The following is a 15,501-nucleotide window of genomic DNA, read 5'->3' as shown; positions in this document are numbered from 1 at the left end:
GAGTCAAGCGTATGCGCGCACCGGCAGTAGCGTTCAGTCCATGAGACTCGGAGTCCTCGACGTCGGTTCGAACACGGTGCACCTCCTGGTGGTGGACGCGCACCCCGGCGCACGCCCACTGCCCGCCCATTCGTACAAGGCGGAGCTGCGCCTGGCCGAACTGCTGGACGGGCAAGGTGCGATCGGTCCCGACGGCGTCGAACGGCTCATCGAGACGGTGTCCGGCGCGGTGCAGGCCGCCGAGGACCAGGGCTGTGAGCAGGTACTCAGTTTCGCGACCTCCGCCGTGCGCGAGGCGACCAACGCCGACCAGGTCCTGACCAGGGTGAAGGCCGAGACGGACGTTGACCTGACGGTCCTGACCGGCGAGGAGGAGGCCCGGCTCACCTTCCTCGCGGCGCGCCGCTGGTTCGGCTGGTCCGCCGGCAAGCTGCTCGTCCTGGACATCGGCGGCGGCTCGCTGGAGATCGCTTTCGGCATCGACGAGGAGCCCGACGCCGCGGTGTCCCTGCCGCTGGGCGCGGGCCGGCTGACCTCCGAGCGGCTGCCGGGTGACCCGCCGGACCCGCAGGACGTGAAGGCGCTGCGCCGCCATGTGCGGGCCGAAATCGCGCGTACGGTCGGCGAGTTCAGCCGGCTCGGCAAACCGGACCACATCGTGGCGACGTCCAAGACCTTCCGGCAGCTGGCCCGGATCGCCGGGGCCGCCCGTTCCGCCGATGGCCTGTACGTACAACGTGACCTCAGTCTCAGCTCGGTGCGCGAGTGGGTGCCGAAGCTCACAGCCATGACGGCCGAGCAGCGCGCCGCCCTGCCCGGAGTCTCCGAGGGCCGGTCCCGGCAGCTGCTGGCAGGAGCCCTGGTCGCGGAGGGTGCGATGGACCTGTTCGGCGCGCAGGTGCTGGAAATCTGCCCGTGGGCGCTGCGCGAGGGCGTCATCCTGAGACGTCTTGACCACCTCCCCGTCACCTGATGGCGGCCCGTAATCTGTCTCCCGTGGCAGAACCCGAGGCGGAACCAGTCGTGCGCATCCCGGACGCGAAGGTCGTGCTGTCGACGGCCTCCGTCTACCCGGAGTCCACGGCGACGGCCTTCGAGATCGCCGCGCGCCTGGGTTACGACGGCGTCGAAGTCATGGTCTGGACCGATCCCGTCAGCCAGGACATAGAGGCCCTGCGCCGCCTCTCCGACTACCACGAGGTGCCGATCCACGCCGTCCACGCGCCCTGTCTGCTGATCACGCAGCGGGTCTGGTCCACCGATCCGTGGATCAAGCTCCAGCGCGCGCAGGCCGCGGCCGAGAAGCTCGGCGCGTCGACGGTCGTCGTGCATCCGCCGTTCCGCTGGCAGCGCCAGTACGCCCGGGACTTCGTCAACGGGATCTGGCGGATGGCGCACGAGACGGACGTCCGCTTCGCCGTCGAGAACATGTACCCGTGGCGCTACCGGGACCGCGAGATGCTGGCGTACGCGCCGGACTGGGACGTCACCAAAGAGGACTACCGGCACTTCACGGTCGACCTCTCGCACACCGCGACCTCCCGCACCGACACCATGGCGATGGTCGACCGGATGGGTGACCGGCTCGGCCATGTCCATCTCGCGGACGGCAAGGGTTCCGCGAAGGACGAGCACCTGGTCCCCGGCCGCGGCAACCAGCCCTGCGCCGAGCTGCTGGAGCGGCTTGCCCGTACCGGCTTCGACGGCCATGTGGTCATCGAGGTCAACACCCGCCGTGCGATGTCGGCGGCAGAACGGGAGGCCGACCTCGCCGAGGCCCTCGCCTTCACCCGGCTCCATCTGGCGTCGGCCGCATCCTCCGGAGTACGCGGCTCATGACCGGCGACGGCTCATGACCGGCGACGCGGCTCCGGCCCCCAGGCGACGCGGCCGTCCGGCCCGTACGGAGGCGTCCGAAGGCCCCGGCGCGCGCGAGCGGATCCTGCAGGCGGCCCGTACGGAATTCGCCGAGCGCGGCTACGACAAGACGACCGTCCGCGGCATCGCGAAAGCGGCGGACGTGGACGCGGCCCTCGTCCATCACTACTTCGGCACCAAGGACGAGGTCTTCGCGGCCGCGATCGAGGTCTCCTTCGAGCCTGCGATGGTCATCCCGGAGATCCTGGGCAAGGGCACCGAGGGCATCGGGGAACGGCTGGCCCGCTACTTCATCAGCGTGTGGGAGAACCCGGTCAGCCGGGCGCCGCTGCTGGCGATCATCCGTTCCGCGCTCACCCACGAGGCGGCGGCCAAGGTGCTGCGCACCTTTGTGCTGCGGCGGCTGCTGGAGCGGATCGCGGCGGATCTGGACGTGCCGGACCCGAAATTCCGGGCGGAGCTGGCGGCCTCGCACATGATCGGCATCGCGATTCTGCGGTATGTGATCCAGGTGGAGCCGCTGGCCTCGGCCGATCCGGAGACGATCGTGGCGATGGTGGCCCCGACGCTGCAGCGGTATCTGACCGAAGCGTGAGCCTCGCGTCCCGTATAGCGGACACGATGTCCAGATCTTGGAGCCGCGGCGTACGCTCGACACAGACCCATCTGTCTAAGGAGCGAGCGACGATGCCCGAGCTGAGGTCCCGCACTGTCACCCACGGCCGGAACATGGCGGGCGCCCGCGCCCTGATGCGGGCGTCGGGCGTAGCGAGCGCGGACATCGGCAAGCCGATCGTCGCGGTCGCCAACTCCTTCACCGAGTTCGTGCCCGGGCACACCCACCTCGCGCCGGTCGGCCGGATCGTCTCCGACGCCATCCTGGCCGCGGGCGCAGTGCCGCGCGAGTTCAACACGATCGCGGTCGACGACGGCATCGCGATGGGCCACGGCGGAATGCTCTACTCCCTGCCCTCGCGCGACCTGATCGCCGACAGCGTGGAGTACATGGTCGAGGCGCACTGCGCCGACGCCCTGATCTGCATCTCCAACTGCGACAAGATCACGCCGGGCATGCTGATGGCCGCACTGCGCCTCAACATCCCGACCGTCTTCGTCTCCGGCGGCCCCATGGAGGCCGGCAAGGCGACCCTCGTCGACGGCACGGTCCGCAAGCTGGACCTGATCAACGCCATCGCCGACGCGGTCAACGAGAACGTCTCGGACGAGGACATCCTCCGTATCGAGGAGAACGCCTGTCCGACCTGCGGATCCTGTTCCGGCATGTTCACCGCCAACTCGATGAACTGCCTGACCGAGGCGATCGGCCTGTCGCTGCCCGGCAACGGCTCGGTCCTCGCCACCCACACCGCACGCCGCGCCCTGTACGAGAACGCGGCCCGCACGGTCGTCGACATCACCAAGCGCTACTACGAGGGCGACGACGAGACCGTCCTGCCGCGCAACATCGCCACCCGCGCGGCCTTCGACAACGCCATGGCGCTCGACATCGCCATGGGCGGCTCCACCAACACGATCCTGCATCTGCTGGCCGCCGCGCAGGAGGCGGAGCTCGACTACGACCTCGACGACATCAACGACGTCTCGCGCCGCGTCCCGTGCCTGGCCAAGGTCGCGCCGAACGTCGCGCCCGGCGGCACGTACTACATGGAGGACGTGCACCGCGCCGGCGGCATCCCCGCCATCCTCGGCGAGCTCTACCGCGCGGGCCTGCTCAACGAGGACGTGCACACCGTCCACTCGCCCGGCATCAAGGAATGGCTCGAAGCGTGGGACGTGCGCGGCGGCTCGCCCTCCGACGAGGCCGTCGAACTGTGGCACGCGGCACCGGGCTGCAAGCGCTCGGCCGAGGCCTTCTCGCAGTCCGAGCGCTGGGACACGCTGGACGTCGACGCGGCCGGCGGCTGCATCCGCGACTTCGAGCACGCGTACTCCAAGGACGGCGGTCTCGCCGTGCTCAAGGGCAATCTCGCCGTCGACGGCTGCGTGGTGAAGACCGCCGGCGTCGACGAGTCGATCTGGACCTTCGAAGGTCCGGCCGTCGTCTGCGAGTCGCAGGAGGAGGCCGTCGACAAGATCCTCACCAAGCAGATCAAGGAGGGCGACGTCGTCGTCATCCGCTACGAGGGCCCGCGCGGCGGCCCCGGCATGCAGGAGATGCTCTACCCGACGTCGTTCCTCAAGGGCCGCGGCCTCGGCAAGGCCTGTGCGCTGGTGACGGACGGCCGCTTCTCCGGCGGCACTTCGGGCCTGTCGATCGGCCACGCCTCGCCGGAGGCGGCGTCGGGCGGCACGATCGCGCTGGTCGAGGACGGCGACCGGATCCGTATCGACATCCCGAACCGCTCGATCGAACTGCTGGTGACGGACGAGGAGTTGGCGTCCCGCCGCGAGGCGCTCGGCGGTGTCTACGCGCCGAAGAGCCGCGAACGCAAGGTGTCGGCGGCGCTGCGTGCGTACGCGGCGATGGCGACGAGCGCCGACAAGGGCGCGGTCCGGGACGTGTCGCTGCTCGGCTGACGTTCGTACGCGCGGCCCGGCTCGCTCACCAGCGCGCCGGGTCCCGTGCGTCCAGGGCGAAGACCGACCCGTCCGGCGCGGTACCGAAGACGCGGCCGCCGACAGCGACCGGCGTCGGCAGCATCGGCGCGAAGGTGTAACGCCCGTCGTCCATACGCGGCTCGGTCTGGCCGATCAGCGCACCCCGCACCGCGTCCACCGCCAGCAGCCGCCCGTCCCCGGCCGTCACATACACCGCCCGCGCGTCGGCCGCCGGGCGCGAGAGATGCGTGACCGAGGTCTCCAGCCGCCAGAGCGCGGCGCCCGCACCCGACATGTCGACGGCGAGCAGCGAACCGCCCGATCCGCTCAGATAGACGGTGCGGCCGACGACCGTGGCCTGCGCCTGGTCGACGGGCGCGGTCAGCTTGAGGCGGCGGACGGTGCGCGCCGCGCCGTTCGTGTCCACGCTCACGACCGCGTCCGTAAAGCCGTCCTTGTCCGCGGAGAGCAGATACAGCACGCCGTCCGCGGCCCGCACCGGACTCAACGTCCCCGTGGCCCGCTTCTCCCACAGTTTCTTGCCACTCGCCGGGTCGACCGCCGCGACCAGCGTGGACGTGCCGTCCGTCGACGGTGTCGCGGCCAGCGCTGGCCCGGCGACGCCCGGCGACGACACCCACTGAGTGCCGACTCCGCCGCGCTGCCCGGTCCAGCGCTCCTTGCCCGTCGTGGCGTCGACGGCCTGCACCTTCCCGCTGTCGGCCACCAGCAGCGCCACGTCCCCGGCGTGCCGGACGGTGGCGTACGCGGAGATGTCGCGGTCCCAGACCACCGTGCCGGACTCGGGGTCGAGCGCCTCCAGCCGCTTTCCGCCGGGCGCGACGATGTGCAGCAGCCCGCCGGCGAGCACCGGCGTCATGCCTTCGTCGCTCTGCCCGCCGACGCGGCTGTCCGCCTGCTTCGACCAGAGCGTCCTGCCGTTGTCGGGGTTCAGCCGGGTCGCCTTGAGGCCGGGTGCGGCGCAGTAGAGACCGGGACCGTCGGCCGCGCAGACCGGTGTCCGGTTCTCGTACTGTCCTGCGCGCAGGGACACGCTCCACGGGCGGAAGGTCTGCTGGGCGTGCGGCACGGTGGGGGCGGGGCTCGTACCGGGGTCGCTGTTCGTGACCTTCAGGACCACGATTCCTGCGGTGACCAGGACGGCGAGCGCCGCGCCCGCCGCGGCCCAGCGGACCTTCCGGCTCAGCCTGGGAGGCTTCCGATTTCCCGGACGGAGATGGGTCTCGACGGCGTCCCCGAGCCCCTTCGGCGCACGTTCGCGCGGGTCCGGCGTCCGCTGCGCCGGTATGTACGCCTGTGTGTCGTACGAGGAGGACGGCGAGGACTCGCGCAGCGCGACCATCAGCTCGTACGGAGTCGGCCGGTCCGCCGGATCCTTCGCCAGGCAGCGCCGGAACAGCGGCACGAGATCGACCGGCACACCCGCCAAGTCCGGTTCGTTGTGCACCACTTGGTACGCCACGATGTACGGGCTGTCCGAGTCGAACGGCCCGCGCCCGGTCGTCGCGTGCACCAGCACCGCGCCCATCGCGAACACATCTGCGGCGGGCCCCACTTCGCGCGGCCGCTGGAACTGCTCGGGAGCCATGAACGGCGGCGTACCGATCAGCTTCCCCGTCTCCGTCCGCAAATCGCTGTCCGTGGGACGGGAGATGCCGAAGTCGATGACCTTCGGCCCGTCGGGCGCCAGCAGCACATTGCTCGGCTTGAGATCGCGGTGCACCACGCCCGCGCGATGGATGTCGCGCAGCGCCTCGGCGAGTCCGGCACCGGCTTTGCGCAGCTCGACGGAGCCCAGCGGGCCGTTCCGCTTCACCCGCTCGGCGAGGGTCGGGCCATCGATGAACAGCGTGGCCATCCACGGCCGTTCGGCTTCCGGGTCGGCGTCGACTACGGGCGCGGTGAAGGCGCCGCTGACCCGACGGGCGGCCGCGACCTCCTGCTTGAAACGGGCCCTGAACTCGGGATCCGATGCGTGCTCGGCATGGATGACCTTGACCGCGAGGCGCAGCCCCGAGGCGGATGTGGCCAAATGGACGACACCCATTCCGCCTGTGCCGAGGCATGCCTCAAGGCGGTACTGCCCGGCGTATTCCGGATGTTCCGCTTCCGATGACTGACCGGTGCTGCGCAGCGGTGGCATCTTCCACCCCCGTGTTGTTCGTGCGCACGCGCGACTCACGGAGCCTAGTCGATGATGCGTACGAGACAGGTGTGGCTTGCTAGCCTGCGCGGCGAACGGTGCGCATACCGCGCACATACAGCAACGGGGGAGATATCTGATGGCACTTGAAGAAGTCCGGCCTGAAAGAGCCGGTCAGGACGCGGTGGAGACGCTGGAGACAGCAGACGCCTTGACGGTCAAGCGCTACCCGATCGCGCCCGGCTACCGCGTCAATGTCCGCAGTGGCCCCGGCACGAACTACTCGATCGTCAAGGTTCTGCCCTACGGGGCCTCGGTGCCGATCAACTGCCAGAAGCCGGGCGAATGGATCTCGGGCCCGTACGGCACGACGAACCTGTGGGACAACATCGCCAACGGGCAGTTCGTCTCGGACGCGTATGTGAACACGGGCAGCGACGGATATGTGACGATCCGCTGCTCCTGACCGCCAGGGTTGCTTGCCCAGGGATAATCGACCCGTGAGCGAGCAGAGCGAGATCAGTGAGCAGGACGGCACCGGCACCGGTACCGGCACGGGAGACACCGGCAGCACGGGCAGCACGGGCGGCAGCGGCGGCGGGCCGCAGCCCGAAGCCATCCGTTTCTTCGGTACGACCTGGGTCGGCCACGACGGGGGCTACGGCCTGCGCCGCGCCGGTGTCGCCGCCGGTTCGCTCGCCGCTGCCTTCGGCGGCGCCTTCGTGCTGCGCTTCGCCTATGAGGGCCTGGCGGTCGCGCAGGTCGGCGGCTTTGTGAACGCGCTTGTCGTCGTGATGTTCGCGATCTGCAGCGCGGTCGCCTTCCGCAAGACCTGGGAGAGCTTCACGCGCCGTCCAGCGGGCCCGACCGGCCCGGACGCGCTGCGCAGCCTCAAGGCGATCGGCTTCATCGGCGCGCTGCTCGCGTACTTCCTCCGCTCGCTGGCCGAGGCGCCGGGCGAGAAGCTGCACCGCGAGGAGTACGAGTCGGCCCGCGTCCAATACGAAAAGCGCCGCAGCACCCGCACCGGCAACCCGGCCGCCCGCAAGCAGAAGCGCACCAAGCCGCGGCGCAAGTAGGAAGCCGCGCGCAGGCAGGAAGCCACGTGCCGGTAAAACGGCGGGCGGGGGCGGCCGTGTCCCGGTGAGGATGAGCCGTATGACGGATCACCTGCCGCGCGCTCTCTCGTTCGATGTCGCCGCCGCACAGTACGACGCCGCCAGGCCCGGCTATCCGCCCGCGCTCTTCGACGCCGTCGAGGAACTGACCGGCCGCCCGCTGCACGGCTCCCGGGTCGTCGACGTCGGCGCGGGCACCGGCATCGCCACCCGCCTGCTGCGCGAGCGCGGCGCGCGGGTCACGGCCGTGGAACCCGGCCCCGGCATGGCCGCACAGCTCCGCCGTACGCTCCCGGACATACCGCTGGTCCACGGCCTCGGCGACGCGCTGCCGCTGGCCGATTGCTGCGCCGACCTCGTCACGTACGCGCAGTCCTGGCACTGGACCGACCCGGAACGTTCCGTCCCTGAGGCGCTGCGGGTGCTGCGGCCCGGTGGCGCGCTGGCGCTGTGGTGGAACGTCGCCCCCACGGAGGTGCCGTGGATCGCCGAGCAGGACAAGCGGCTCCGCCGCGAGCTATCGGACGGCGCCCATGGCGCACCGGACCCCACCCGGCACCTTCTCAACGGTCTGAACGCCGTCCGGCGCGAGGTCCGCTGGACCCGTAGCGTCCCGCTCGACCTGCACCTGGCCAACCTCGGCAGCCACTCGCTCTTCCTCATGCTCGGCAAGGAGGCCACGGCCGATTTCCTCGACCGGGAGCGGGCGTTGCTGCTCCAGGTCTTCCCGGACGGCGTCGTCGAGGAGACCTACGACGTCGAACTGAGCGTCCTCGTGGCCACGGCATAGGGCCAACGGCCTGGGGCGTCGGGCCCTTGGGGGCTTCCGGCCCCGGAGACTCACGCCTTCCGGTTCCGGGCGAACCGTCCCGCGAGCCCCACCACGACCGTCACCAGCAAGCCCGTCCACAGCGCGTCCCACACGCCGCCGAAGAACCCCTGCGACGTGAGCGCCTGGTTCACCACCAGGTCCGCCGCCGCGGCCAGCGCGCCCGGCACCGACGCGACCCGCCACGGGTGCTCGGCGGCCCAGCGGCGTATGCGCCGGTCCGCCGGCGGACCCGCGGTCCTGTCGCCGAGCACCGCCCCGGCTCCGCCGACGATGAAGAACAGCGTCAGCGCGAAGGACAGCGCCGCGGCCAGCATGCCGAGCCCGAATCCGTCGGCGATGGTGCCGAGCCCGAGGGCGGCGCCGCCGCCAAGTCCGCCGACCACCGTGGCGGTGCGCCACGGCCCGAGGGTCACCGAGGCGACGGCGAGCCGTCGCTGTTCTGACTTCGAGATCTCACTGTTGTGGCTCATATGTCCACAGTCGTCCGACCGTCCCCGGAAACGCCATGGGGGATTCCCCTGACGCACCCCCCATCTCTGCGCCCCCATCGCTGCGCGCGGCTTGACGCGGCACGGCCCGAGGCGCATTATTCATCGCATGATGAATAACTCTGGGGTTGCCGTACTGGCCCGCGGCCTCACCGTCATCCGGGGAGACCGCACTGTCCTGCACGGCATCGACTTCACCATTCCGCCCGGCCGTATCACCGGCCTCCTCGGCCCTTCCGGCTGCGGCAAATCGACCCTCATGCGCGCGATGGTCGGCACCCAGGCCAAGGTCACCGGCACACTCGAGATCCTCGGCAAGCCCGCGGGCGACGCCGCCCTCCGCTCCCGCATCGGCTATGTCACCCAGGACCCGTCCGTCTACGACGATCTGACGGTCCGGCAGAACCTCGACTACTTCGCGGCCGTCCTGAAGCCCGGCCGCCGCCACCGCGAGGCCCGCCACGAATACGTCGACCGTGCCATCGCCGACGTCGACCTCGGCTCGCACGCCGACGCGCTCGCCGGCCGGCTCTCCGGCGGCCAGCGAACCCGCGTCTCGCTCGCCGCAGCCCTCATCGGCGCGCCCGAACTGCTCGTACTCGACGAACCGACCGTGGGCCTCGACCCCGTACTCCGCCGCGACCTGTGGGAACTCTTCGACCGCCTCGCCACCGAGCGCGGCGCGACGATCCTCGTCTCCTCCCATGTCATGGACGAGGCCGAACGCTGCCACCGCCTCCTGCTCATGCGAGAAGGCGTGATCCTCGCCGAGGACAGTCCCGACGACCTGCGCGTCCGTACGCACTCGGAGACGGTCGAAGCCGCCTTCCTCCGCCTCGTCGACGAGGCCAACGCCCGCCAGACGGCCGCCCCGCAGGCCCAGGCAACCCACACCCAGGTCATCCAGGAGAACGCCCGATGAGTACGGCTCGCACCCTCGCCACCGCCGCCCGCGTGCTGCGCCAGCTGCGCCACGACCCGCGGTCCATCGCGCTGATGGTCTTCGTGCCGTGCGTGATGCTCTTCCTGCTGCGCTACGTGTTCGACGGCAGCGAGCAGACCTTCGACTCCATCGGCGCCTCGCTGCTCGGCATCTTTCCGCTGATCACGATGTTCCTGGTGGCCTCCATCGCCACCCTGCGCGAACGCACCTCCGGCACCCTGGAACGGCTGCTCGCCATGCCGCTCGGCAAAGGCGACCTGATCGCCGGCTACGCACTGGCCTTCGGCCTCGTCGCCGTCGTCCAGTCCCTGCTCGCCACCGGCCTCGCACTCTGGGCGCTCGGCCTCGACGTCGTCGGCTCGCCCTGGCTGCTGCTGCTCGTCGCACTACTCGACGCGCTGCTCGGCACGGCGCTCGGCCTCTTCGTCTCGGCCTTCGCCGCCTCGGAGTTCCAGGCCGTGCAGTTCATGCCGGCCGTGATCTTCCCGCAACTGCTGCTCTGCGGACTGTTCATCGCACGCGACAAGATGCAGCCCGTCCTCGAAGCGATCTCGAACGTCCTGCCCATGTCGTACGCCGTCGACGCCATGACCGAGGTTCTGCACCACCCGGACGCCACCGGCGACTTCGTACGCGACGTGCTGATCGTGGCGGCCTGCGCCGTCCTGGTACTCGCGCTCGGCGCGGCGACCCTGCGCCGCCGCACGGCCTGACGCTCCTACTCCAGCGTGACGGTGTCGCCGACATTCAGCCGGTCGTAGACCCACCCGGCATCGGCGGCCGGCACCCGCAGCACACTCCGGTTCATGGGGCTTCCCGAGGCGTCGTCCGCGAACAGATACAGCACCTCACCGCTCGGCAGCGAGAGCTCCACCACCCAACTCGCCTCGACGTAGTACGTGCTGTCCGGCGGCACCGACAGCAACGCGGGGATCTTCCGCCTCGGGTTCTTGTACCTGACCTTGGCGCTGCCCGCGGTCACGTCGTCCCTCATCGTCAGACGGAAGGAACGGGCCTTCTCACCAGCAGGCTCGAGCGTCAGCACCTTCGTACGGACATCGATGCGCGCACGGGTGGACGCAGGCACGGGAGCCGACAACGACGGGCTCGGCGGATCGGTCGCCACCGGCCGCCGGATCTCCTTGTGCCCGTCCATCACCCACGGCACCCCGACCGTGGCACCCGCACTCAGCACCACGACCGCGGCCGTCGCCGCCACAGCCCGTCTGCGCCGCCCGCGCGCCTCACCGCGTCGCCGGATCTGCCCGCCCGACAGCGTCGGCGGCACGGATGCGTCGGCGGCCAGCACCCGCAGCGCGGAATCCAGCTCGTCCCGCTCGTGCTCAGACACTGCTGCCCTCCCTCTCGTCAGCGGGCTCACCGGGAGACAACAGTTTGGCGAGAGCGGCACGCCCACGCGACAGCCGGGCCTTGACGGTCCCCGTCGGTGCCCCCGTCTCCGCCGCGATCTGCTCGACGCTCAGATCGCACAGATGATGCAGCACCACCGCGTGCCGCTGCGGCTCCGGCAGTTGACGCAACGCCTGCACCAGCATCGTGTGCTCCGGACCGGGGCCCGGCACCCGGTCCGCAGGCGCCTGGTGGCGCACCAACTCCACCCACCGCTTCGCCCGCCGCCACCGGCTCACCGCGAGCCGCATCGCGACCGTACGGATCCACGCCTCCGGAGCCTCGTCCGCCAGGAGGGAGACACGCCGGTCCCAGGCCCGTACGAAGGCCTCCTGGACCACGTCCTGAGCCTCGCCGTGATCGCCCGTCATCGCGTACAGCTGGCCCACCAACCGGGGGAAAGCGGTCGCGTAGAAGGCGTCGAACTCCTCCTCCGTCACGAGCCGTAGGACCGCTTCAGCGCCTCAGCGGTTCCACAGAAAACTCACCGCCCCAGATGCAACCCACCTCCTTCTCCCATGCGTACAGACCCCGAATGAACAGCTGAACGTCAGCTGACCCAGGGGGAGGAACACCATGCGACGACACCTCGGCGCCGCCGTACTCGGACTGCTCTGCGCACTCGCACTCACCGGCTGCTCGGGGACGGGCCTGATCCCGGATGCCGCCGCCGCACCCGAGCACCCGTCCACGAACGGCTCGACTCCTCCCGCCCGGCCCAAGCCCACCGAGACCCCGCTGTCTCCCGCCACCCGCGCCCATCTGTCCGACGCCTCCCTCAACATCGCCGACGGCCGGCACGTCGGCGTCGGCATGCCGATCTCCCTCACCTTCAAGCGCCCGGTCCCCACGTCCGAGCGCGCCGACGTGGAACGCCGCCTGAAGGTCACCGCCGACCCCGGAGTCGTCGGCTCCTGGGCGTGGATCAAGGACCGCAACCTCCACGACGGCCAGCGGGTCGACTTCCGCCCGCGCACCTTCTGGAAGCCGGGCACCAAGGTCAGCGTCAGCGCAGGACCGGACATCTCCCGCACCTTCACCGTCGACCGTTCACTGGTCGCCACCGTCGACGTCCGCACCCACCGGATGACCGTCGTCAAGGACGGCGCCCCGACCCGGACCATCCCGATCACCGCGGGCCGACCGGGCCTGGACACCTGGAACGGCACGATGGTCGTCCTCGACAAGCAGCGCCGCGTCTATATGGACTCCCGCACCGTGAACCTCGGCGACGCCTACGCCGGGTACTACGGCTACGCCGTCCACCTGACGACCTCGGGCACCTACCTCCACGAGAACCCGAAGGCCAACACCCACGCCGGCAGCCGCAATGTCACCCACGGCTGCATCGGCCTCGCATCCGACGGCACGGCCGCCCGCTTCTACGAGCAGATCATCCCGGGCGACGTCATCCGCGTGACCAACTCCAAGGACACGGTCGCCTCCGGCAACGGCTACGGCGACTGGAACCTCTCCTGGTCCGAATGGCGCTCCCGCAGCGCCCTCTGACCCGAAGAGCCCGGTCCTGACCCGAGGCGGTCAGAACCTTGTCGGGACCCGGCGTCCGAAGAGCGGTGCGGTGCGCTCACCGCTTGTACCGCCCCTCGGACGCCACGGCACCGTCCCGCCCCCGGTGCGAGGATGTCCGCACGTAGTCCCCACCGGCGAGGTGAACAGAGCCATGACCCAGACAGTCGCAGTCCTCGGTACGGGCAAGATCGGCGAGGCCCTTCTCAGCGGCATGATCCGCGCCGGCTGGCGACCTGCCGACCTCCTCGTCACCACCCGCCGCGCCGACCGCGCCGAAGAGCTCCGCACCCGCTACGGCGTCGAACCGGTCACCAACGCCGAGGCCGCCAAGCGCGCAGACACCCTCATCCTGGCCGTCAAGCCCCAGGACATGGGCAAGCTCCTCGACGAGCTCGCTCCGCACATCACCGCTGACCGTCTGGTTATCAGCGCCGCAGCCGGCATTCCCACCTCCTTCATCGAGGAACGCCTGACCCCAGGCGCCCCCGTCGTCCGTGTCATGCCCAACACCCCCGTGCTCGTCGACGAGGGCATGTCCGTGATCTCCGCCGGCAACCACGCCACCGCCGAACACCTCGCCCACGCCGAGGAGATCTTCGGCGGCGTCGGCAAGACTCTCCGGGTCCCCGAGTCCCAACAGGACGCGGCCACCGCCCTGTCCGGCTCGGGCCCGGCGTACTTCTACTTTCTCGTCGAGGCCATGACCGACGCCGGCATCCTCCTCGGACTGCCCCGCGCCCAGGCCCACGACCTCATCGTCCAGGCCGCCATCGGCGCCGCCGTGATGCTCCGCGACAGCGGCGAACACCCCGTCAAGCTCCGTGAAGCCGTCACCTCCCCCGCGGGCACCACGATCAGCGCCATCCGCGAACTCGAGAACCACGGCGTACGCGCCGCCCTGATCGCCGCCCTCGAAGCGGCCCGCGACCGCAGCCGCGAGCTCGCCTCCGGCAACGGCTGACCTCCGCGTCCGGACCGTCACCCGCCCTGCCGCCTGCCGTCCTACCGCCGTGGCGAAACGGCGGTAGGACGGTGGACGACAAGCCGTCCACCGCTACCCGGGCAGCAGCCCGATCGCCGCATAAGCGGCATCCACCCTCGGCCTGGCCATCCCCCTGGCCCGCTCCGCCCCCTTCCTCAACACCTCGTCGACATATCCCGGATCCGCCGCCAGCTCGGCATGCCGCTTCTTCACGGGCCTCAGCAGCTCCACCACCGCCTCGGCCGTGTCCTTCTTCAACGCTCCGTACGACTCATATACACCGGCCAAGTCGATCGGGTTCCCACCCGAACACGCAGCAAGCACCTCGAGCAGATTCGCGACACCGGGCCGCTCCTCCCGGTCGTACTCGACCTCGTGCCCGCTGTCCGTGACCGCCCGCATGATCTTCTTGCGCACCTGGTCCGCCTCGTCGAGCAGATAGACGATCCCGGCGCCCGAATCGTGCGACTTGCCCATCTTCGACGTCGGATCCTGCAGATCCATCACCCGCGCGGCCACCGGAGGATGCGTCGCCTTGGGCACGGTGAACGTGTGCCCGTACCGCTGGTTGAACCGCACCGCCAGATCCCGGGTCAGCTCCACGTGCTGCGTCTGGTCATCACCCACCGGAACCTCATCGGTCCCATAGGCCAGGATGTCCGCCGCCATCAGCGCCGGATACGTCAGCAGCGACAGCCGCACGCTCTGCCCCGCCGCCTTCGCCTGCGCGGCCTTCTCCTTGTACTGGATCATGCGCCGCAGCTCGCCGTCCGTGGCCGTGCACTCGAGCAGATACGAGAGCCGGGCGTGCTCGTCCACGTGACTCTGTACGAATACGGTGCACAGCTCGGGATCCAGCCCGGCGGCGAGCATCATCGTCGCCGCCTGCCGACTGAGTCTGCGCACCCGCGCCGGATCGTGCTCAACGGTCAGCGCATGCAGATCGACCACACTGAACAGTGCGTCCGCCTGATGCTGATCGACCTCGACCCACCGGCGCAGCGCCCCGAGGTAGTTGCCCAGCGTCAGATGCCCTGTCGGCTTGATCCCGCTGAAGATCCGCGTCATCACGTTCTCCCTCTCCTGATCGGAGCCGCCGCGTCAAGCGACCGGCTCTCCGGAGGGAGAAACGAGAACGGCCGCCGAAGCGGCGGCCGTTGAGTGCATGCGTAGGTGCCGGCCGCCGTCAGGCGGCCCACCACTGAAGGAAGCACGTACGCGTAGTCATGTGTACGAGGCTACGGCACCGGGTCCCAGGTTGACAGTGGATACCGGCGGTCCGTAGTGTTCTCCGAGTTGTCCGACGTGAGCACCGACTTCGGCCGGTCCCCGGACAGCCATTCCGCAAGACCCACTACGAGCGAGCGACTCCTTGTCGCCCGTCTTTCTGTGCGCCTTTGCGAAATGAGGAATCCGCGTTCGAATGAGCGCAACCCCGATTAGCGTCGGGGCTGAGGATTCCGCTAAAGTCTCACTCGTCGGAACGGCTCAAGGGCCGGAAAGACAACCCGAGTTCGACCGGGAATCAGGCCCGAAAGGTTCTGATAGAGTCGGCACCGCCGGAAAGCCGAAAGGCTGGAAAGCGAAACCCGCCGGC

General features: G+C 70.0%; 16 protein-coding genes. 11 read left to right on the top strand and 5 right to left on the bottom strand.

The window, feature by feature from the left end; translation table 11 throughout:
• The first annotated feature begins 40 nt into the window (after positions 1–40).
• From ACH4YL_RS37615 to ilvD, 4 genes are all read left to right on the top strand, one after another.
• Positions 41–973, top strand: coding sequence for a Ppx/GppA family phosphatase (locus ACH4YL_RS37615; protein ID WP_398512030.1), 933 nt, complete (start codon positions 41–43; stop codon positions 971–973).
• 23 nt (positions 974–996) lie between these two features.
• Complete coding sequence (locus tag ACH4YL_RS37610; RefSeq protein WP_398512029.1) at positions 997–1,839, top strand: sugar phosphate isomerase/epimerase family protein; 843 nt, start codon at positions 997–999, stop codon at positions 1,837–1,839.
• A gap of 13 nt (positions 1,840–1,852) precedes the next feature.
• Positions 1,853–2,473, top strand: a complete 621-nt coding sequence (locus ACH4YL_RS37605; protein ID WP_398512028.1) for a TetR family transcriptional regulator — start codon at positions 1,853–1,855, stop codon at positions 2,471–2,473.
• Positions 2,474–2,565: 92 nt separating this feature from the next.
• Positions 2,566–4,416 (top strand): dihydroxy-acid dehydratase, encoded by a 1,851-nt coding sequence (gene ilvD / locus ACH4YL_RS37600; protein WP_398512027.1) that lies wholly within the window; start codon positions 2,566–2,568, stop codon positions 4,414–4,416.
• Positions 4,417–4,441: 25 nt separating this feature from the next.
• On the opposite strand, the gene ACH4YL_RS37595 is transcribed toward ilvD, so the two are convergent.
• Positions 4,442–6,601, bottom strand: a complete 2,160-nt coding sequence (locus tag ACH4YL_RS37595; RefSeq protein ID WP_398512026.1) for a PQQ-binding-like beta-propeller repeat protein — start codon at positions 6,599–6,601, stop codon at positions 4,442–4,444.
• Positions 6,602–6,740: 139 nt separating this feature from the next.
• Here ACH4YL_RS37595 and ACH4YL_RS37590 point away from each other — a divergent pair, with 139 nt between their 5' ends.
• The 3 genes from ACH4YL_RS37590 to ACH4YL_RS37580 all read left to right on the top strand — a co-directional run bounded on the left by ACH4YL_RS37590 (position 6,741) and on the right by ACH4YL_RS37580 (position 8,509).
• Complete coding sequence (locus tag ACH4YL_RS37590; protein WP_398512025.1) at positions 6,741–7,067, top strand: peptidase; 327 nt, start codon at positions 6,741–6,743, stop codon at positions 7,065–7,067.
• Between the two features lie 34 nt (positions 7,068–7,101).
• Positions 7,102–7,680 (top strand): hypothetical protein, encoded by a 579-nt coding sequence (locus tag ACH4YL_RS37585; RefSeq protein WP_398512024.1) that lies wholly within the window; start codon positions 7,102–7,104, stop codon positions 7,678–7,680.
• A gap of 79 nt (positions 7,681–7,759) precedes the next feature.
• Positions 7,760–8,509, top strand: a complete 750-nt coding sequence (locus ACH4YL_RS37580) for a class I SAM-dependent methyltransferase (RefSeq protein ID WP_398512023.1) — start codon at positions 7,760–7,762, stop codon at positions 8,507–8,509.
• A gap of 50 nt (positions 8,510–8,559) precedes the next feature.
• On the opposite strand, the gene ACH4YL_RS37575 is transcribed toward ACH4YL_RS37580, so the two are convergent.
• The gene (locus ACH4YL_RS37575) at positions 8,560–9,021 is read right to left on the bottom strand and encodes a hypothetical protein (protein WP_398512022.1); all 462 of its coding nucleotides are present in this window, start codon (positions 9,019–9,021) and stop codon (positions 8,560–8,562) included.
• Positions 9,022–9,148: 127 nt separating this feature from the next.
• Between ACH4YL_RS37575 and ACH4YL_RS37570 the strand changes: the two genes are divergently transcribed.
• Together ACH4YL_RS37570 and ACH4YL_RS37565 are read left to right on the top strand one after the other, a co-directional pair.
• Positions 9,149–9,961, top strand: coding sequence for an ABC transporter ATP-binding protein (locus tag ACH4YL_RS37570; protein ID WP_398512021.1), 813 nt, complete (start codon positions 9,149–9,151; stop codon positions 9,959–9,961).
• Complete coding sequence (locus ACH4YL_RS37565; RefSeq protein ID WP_398512020.1) at positions 9,958–10,695, top strand: ABC transporter permease; 738 nt, start codon at positions 9,958–9,960, stop codon at positions 10,693–10,695. Before ACH4YL_RS37570 ends, ACH4YL_RS37565 begins: the two co-directional genes overlap by 4 nt.
• Positions 10,696–10,700: 5 nt before the next feature.
• Here ACH4YL_RS37565 and ACH4YL_RS37560 read toward each other — a convergent pair whose 3' ends face one another.
• A complete protein-coding gene (locus ACH4YL_RS37560) occupies positions 10,701–11,333 on the bottom strand; it encodes a hypothetical protein (protein WP_398512019.1) in 633 nt (210 codons plus the stop codon).
• Positions 11,326–11,832, bottom strand: a complete 507-nt coding sequence (locus tag ACH4YL_RS37555; RefSeq protein WP_398512018.1) for a SigE family RNA polymerase sigma factor — start codon at positions 11,830–11,832, stop codon at positions 11,326–11,328. The genes ACH4YL_RS37560 and ACH4YL_RS37555 overlap by 8 nt, the downstream gene beginning before the upstream one ends.
• A gap of 136 nt (positions 11,833–11,968) precedes the next feature.
• Between ACH4YL_RS37555 and ACH4YL_RS37550 the strand changes: the two genes are divergently transcribed.
• Both ACH4YL_RS37550 and proC read left to right on the top strand, forming a co-directional pair.
• Complete coding sequence (locus tag ACH4YL_RS37550; RefSeq protein WP_398512017.1) at positions 11,969–12,901, top strand: L,D-transpeptidase; 933 nt, start codon at positions 11,969–11,971, stop codon at positions 12,899–12,901.
• A 172-nt stretch (positions 12,902–13,073) separates the two neighbouring features.
• Entirely contained in the window at positions 13,074–13,883 is an 810-nt protein-coding gene (proC, locus tag ACH4YL_RS37545; RefSeq protein WP_398512016.1) for a pyrroline-5-carboxylate reductase, read from the top strand.
• Between the two features lie 93 nt (positions 13,884–13,976).
• On the opposite strand, the gene trpS is transcribed toward proC, so the two are convergent.
• Positions 13,977–14,972 carry a tryptophan--tRNA ligase gene (trpS, locus tag ACH4YL_RS37540; RefSeq protein ID WP_398512015.1) on the bottom strand — a complete coding sequence of 332 codons (996 nt, stop codon included), beginning with the start codon at positions 14,970–14,972 and terminating at the stop codon, positions 13,977–13,979.
• Between the last annotated feature and the right edge of the window lie 529 nt (positions 14,973–15,501).

The sequence above is a fragment of the Streptomyces sp. NPDC020681 genome (genome assembly GCF_044334895.1).
Taxonomy (GTDB): Bacteria; Actinomycetota; Actinomycetes; order Streptomycetales; family Streptomycetaceae; genus Streptomyces.
The sequence above is the reverse complement of the archived record's forward strand: the minus strand, read 5'-3'. Positions and strand labels throughout refer to the sequence as shown.

What these genes read in the sequence shown, in the direction of transcription:
- ACH4YL_RS37590 (WP_398512025.1), top strand. Translation starts at nt 6,741, where the DNA reads ATGGCACTTGAAGAAGTCCGGCCTGAAAGAGCCGGTCAGGACGCGGTG.
- ilvD (WP_398512027.1), top strand. Translation starts at nt 2,566, where the DNA reads ATGCCCGAGCTGAGGTCCCGCACTGTCACCCACGGCCGGAACATGGCG.
- ACH4YL_RS37595 (WP_398512026.1), bottom strand. Translation starts at nt 6,601, where the DNA reads ATGCCACCGCTGCGCAGCACCGGTCAGTCATCGGAAGCGGAACATCCG.
- ACH4YL_RS37605 (WP_398512028.1), top strand. Translation starts at nt 1,853, where the DNA reads ATGACCGGCGACGCGGCTCCGGCCCCCAGGCGACGCGGCCGTCCGGCC.
- ACH4YL_RS37580 (WP_398512023.1), top strand. Translation starts at nt 7,760, where the DNA reads ATGACGGATCACCTGCCGCGCGCTCTCTCGTTCGATGTCGCCGCCGCA.
- ACH4YL_RS37575 (WP_398512022.1), bottom strand. Translation starts at nt 9,021, where the DNA reads ATGAGCCACAACAGTGAGATCTCGAAGTCAGAACAGCGACGGCTCGCC.
- proC (WP_398512016.1), top strand. Translation starts at nt 13,074, where the DNA reads ATGACCCAGACAGTCGCAGTCCTCGGTACGGGCAAGATCGGCGAGGCC.
- ACH4YL_RS37565 (WP_398512020.1), top strand. Translation starts at nt 9,958, where the DNA reads ATGAGTACGGCTCGCACCCTCGCCACCGCCGCCCGCGTGCTGCGCCAG.
- ACH4YL_RS37550 (WP_398512017.1), top strand. Translation starts at nt 11,969, where the DNA reads ATGCGACGACACCTCGGCGCCGCCGTACTCGGACTGCTCTGCGCACTC.
- ACH4YL_RS37570 (WP_398512021.1), top strand. Translation starts at nt 9,149, where the DNA reads ATGATGAATAACTCTGGGGTTGCCGTACTGGCCCGCGGCCTCACCGTC.
- trpS (WP_398512015.1), bottom strand. Translation starts at nt 14,972, where the DNA reads ATGACGCGGATCTTCAGCGGGATCAAGCCGACAGGGCATCTGACGCTG.
- ACH4YL_RS37615 (WP_398512030.1), top strand. Translation starts at nt 41, where the DNA reads ATGAGACTCGGAGTCCTCGACGTCGGTTCGAACACGGTGCACCTCCTG.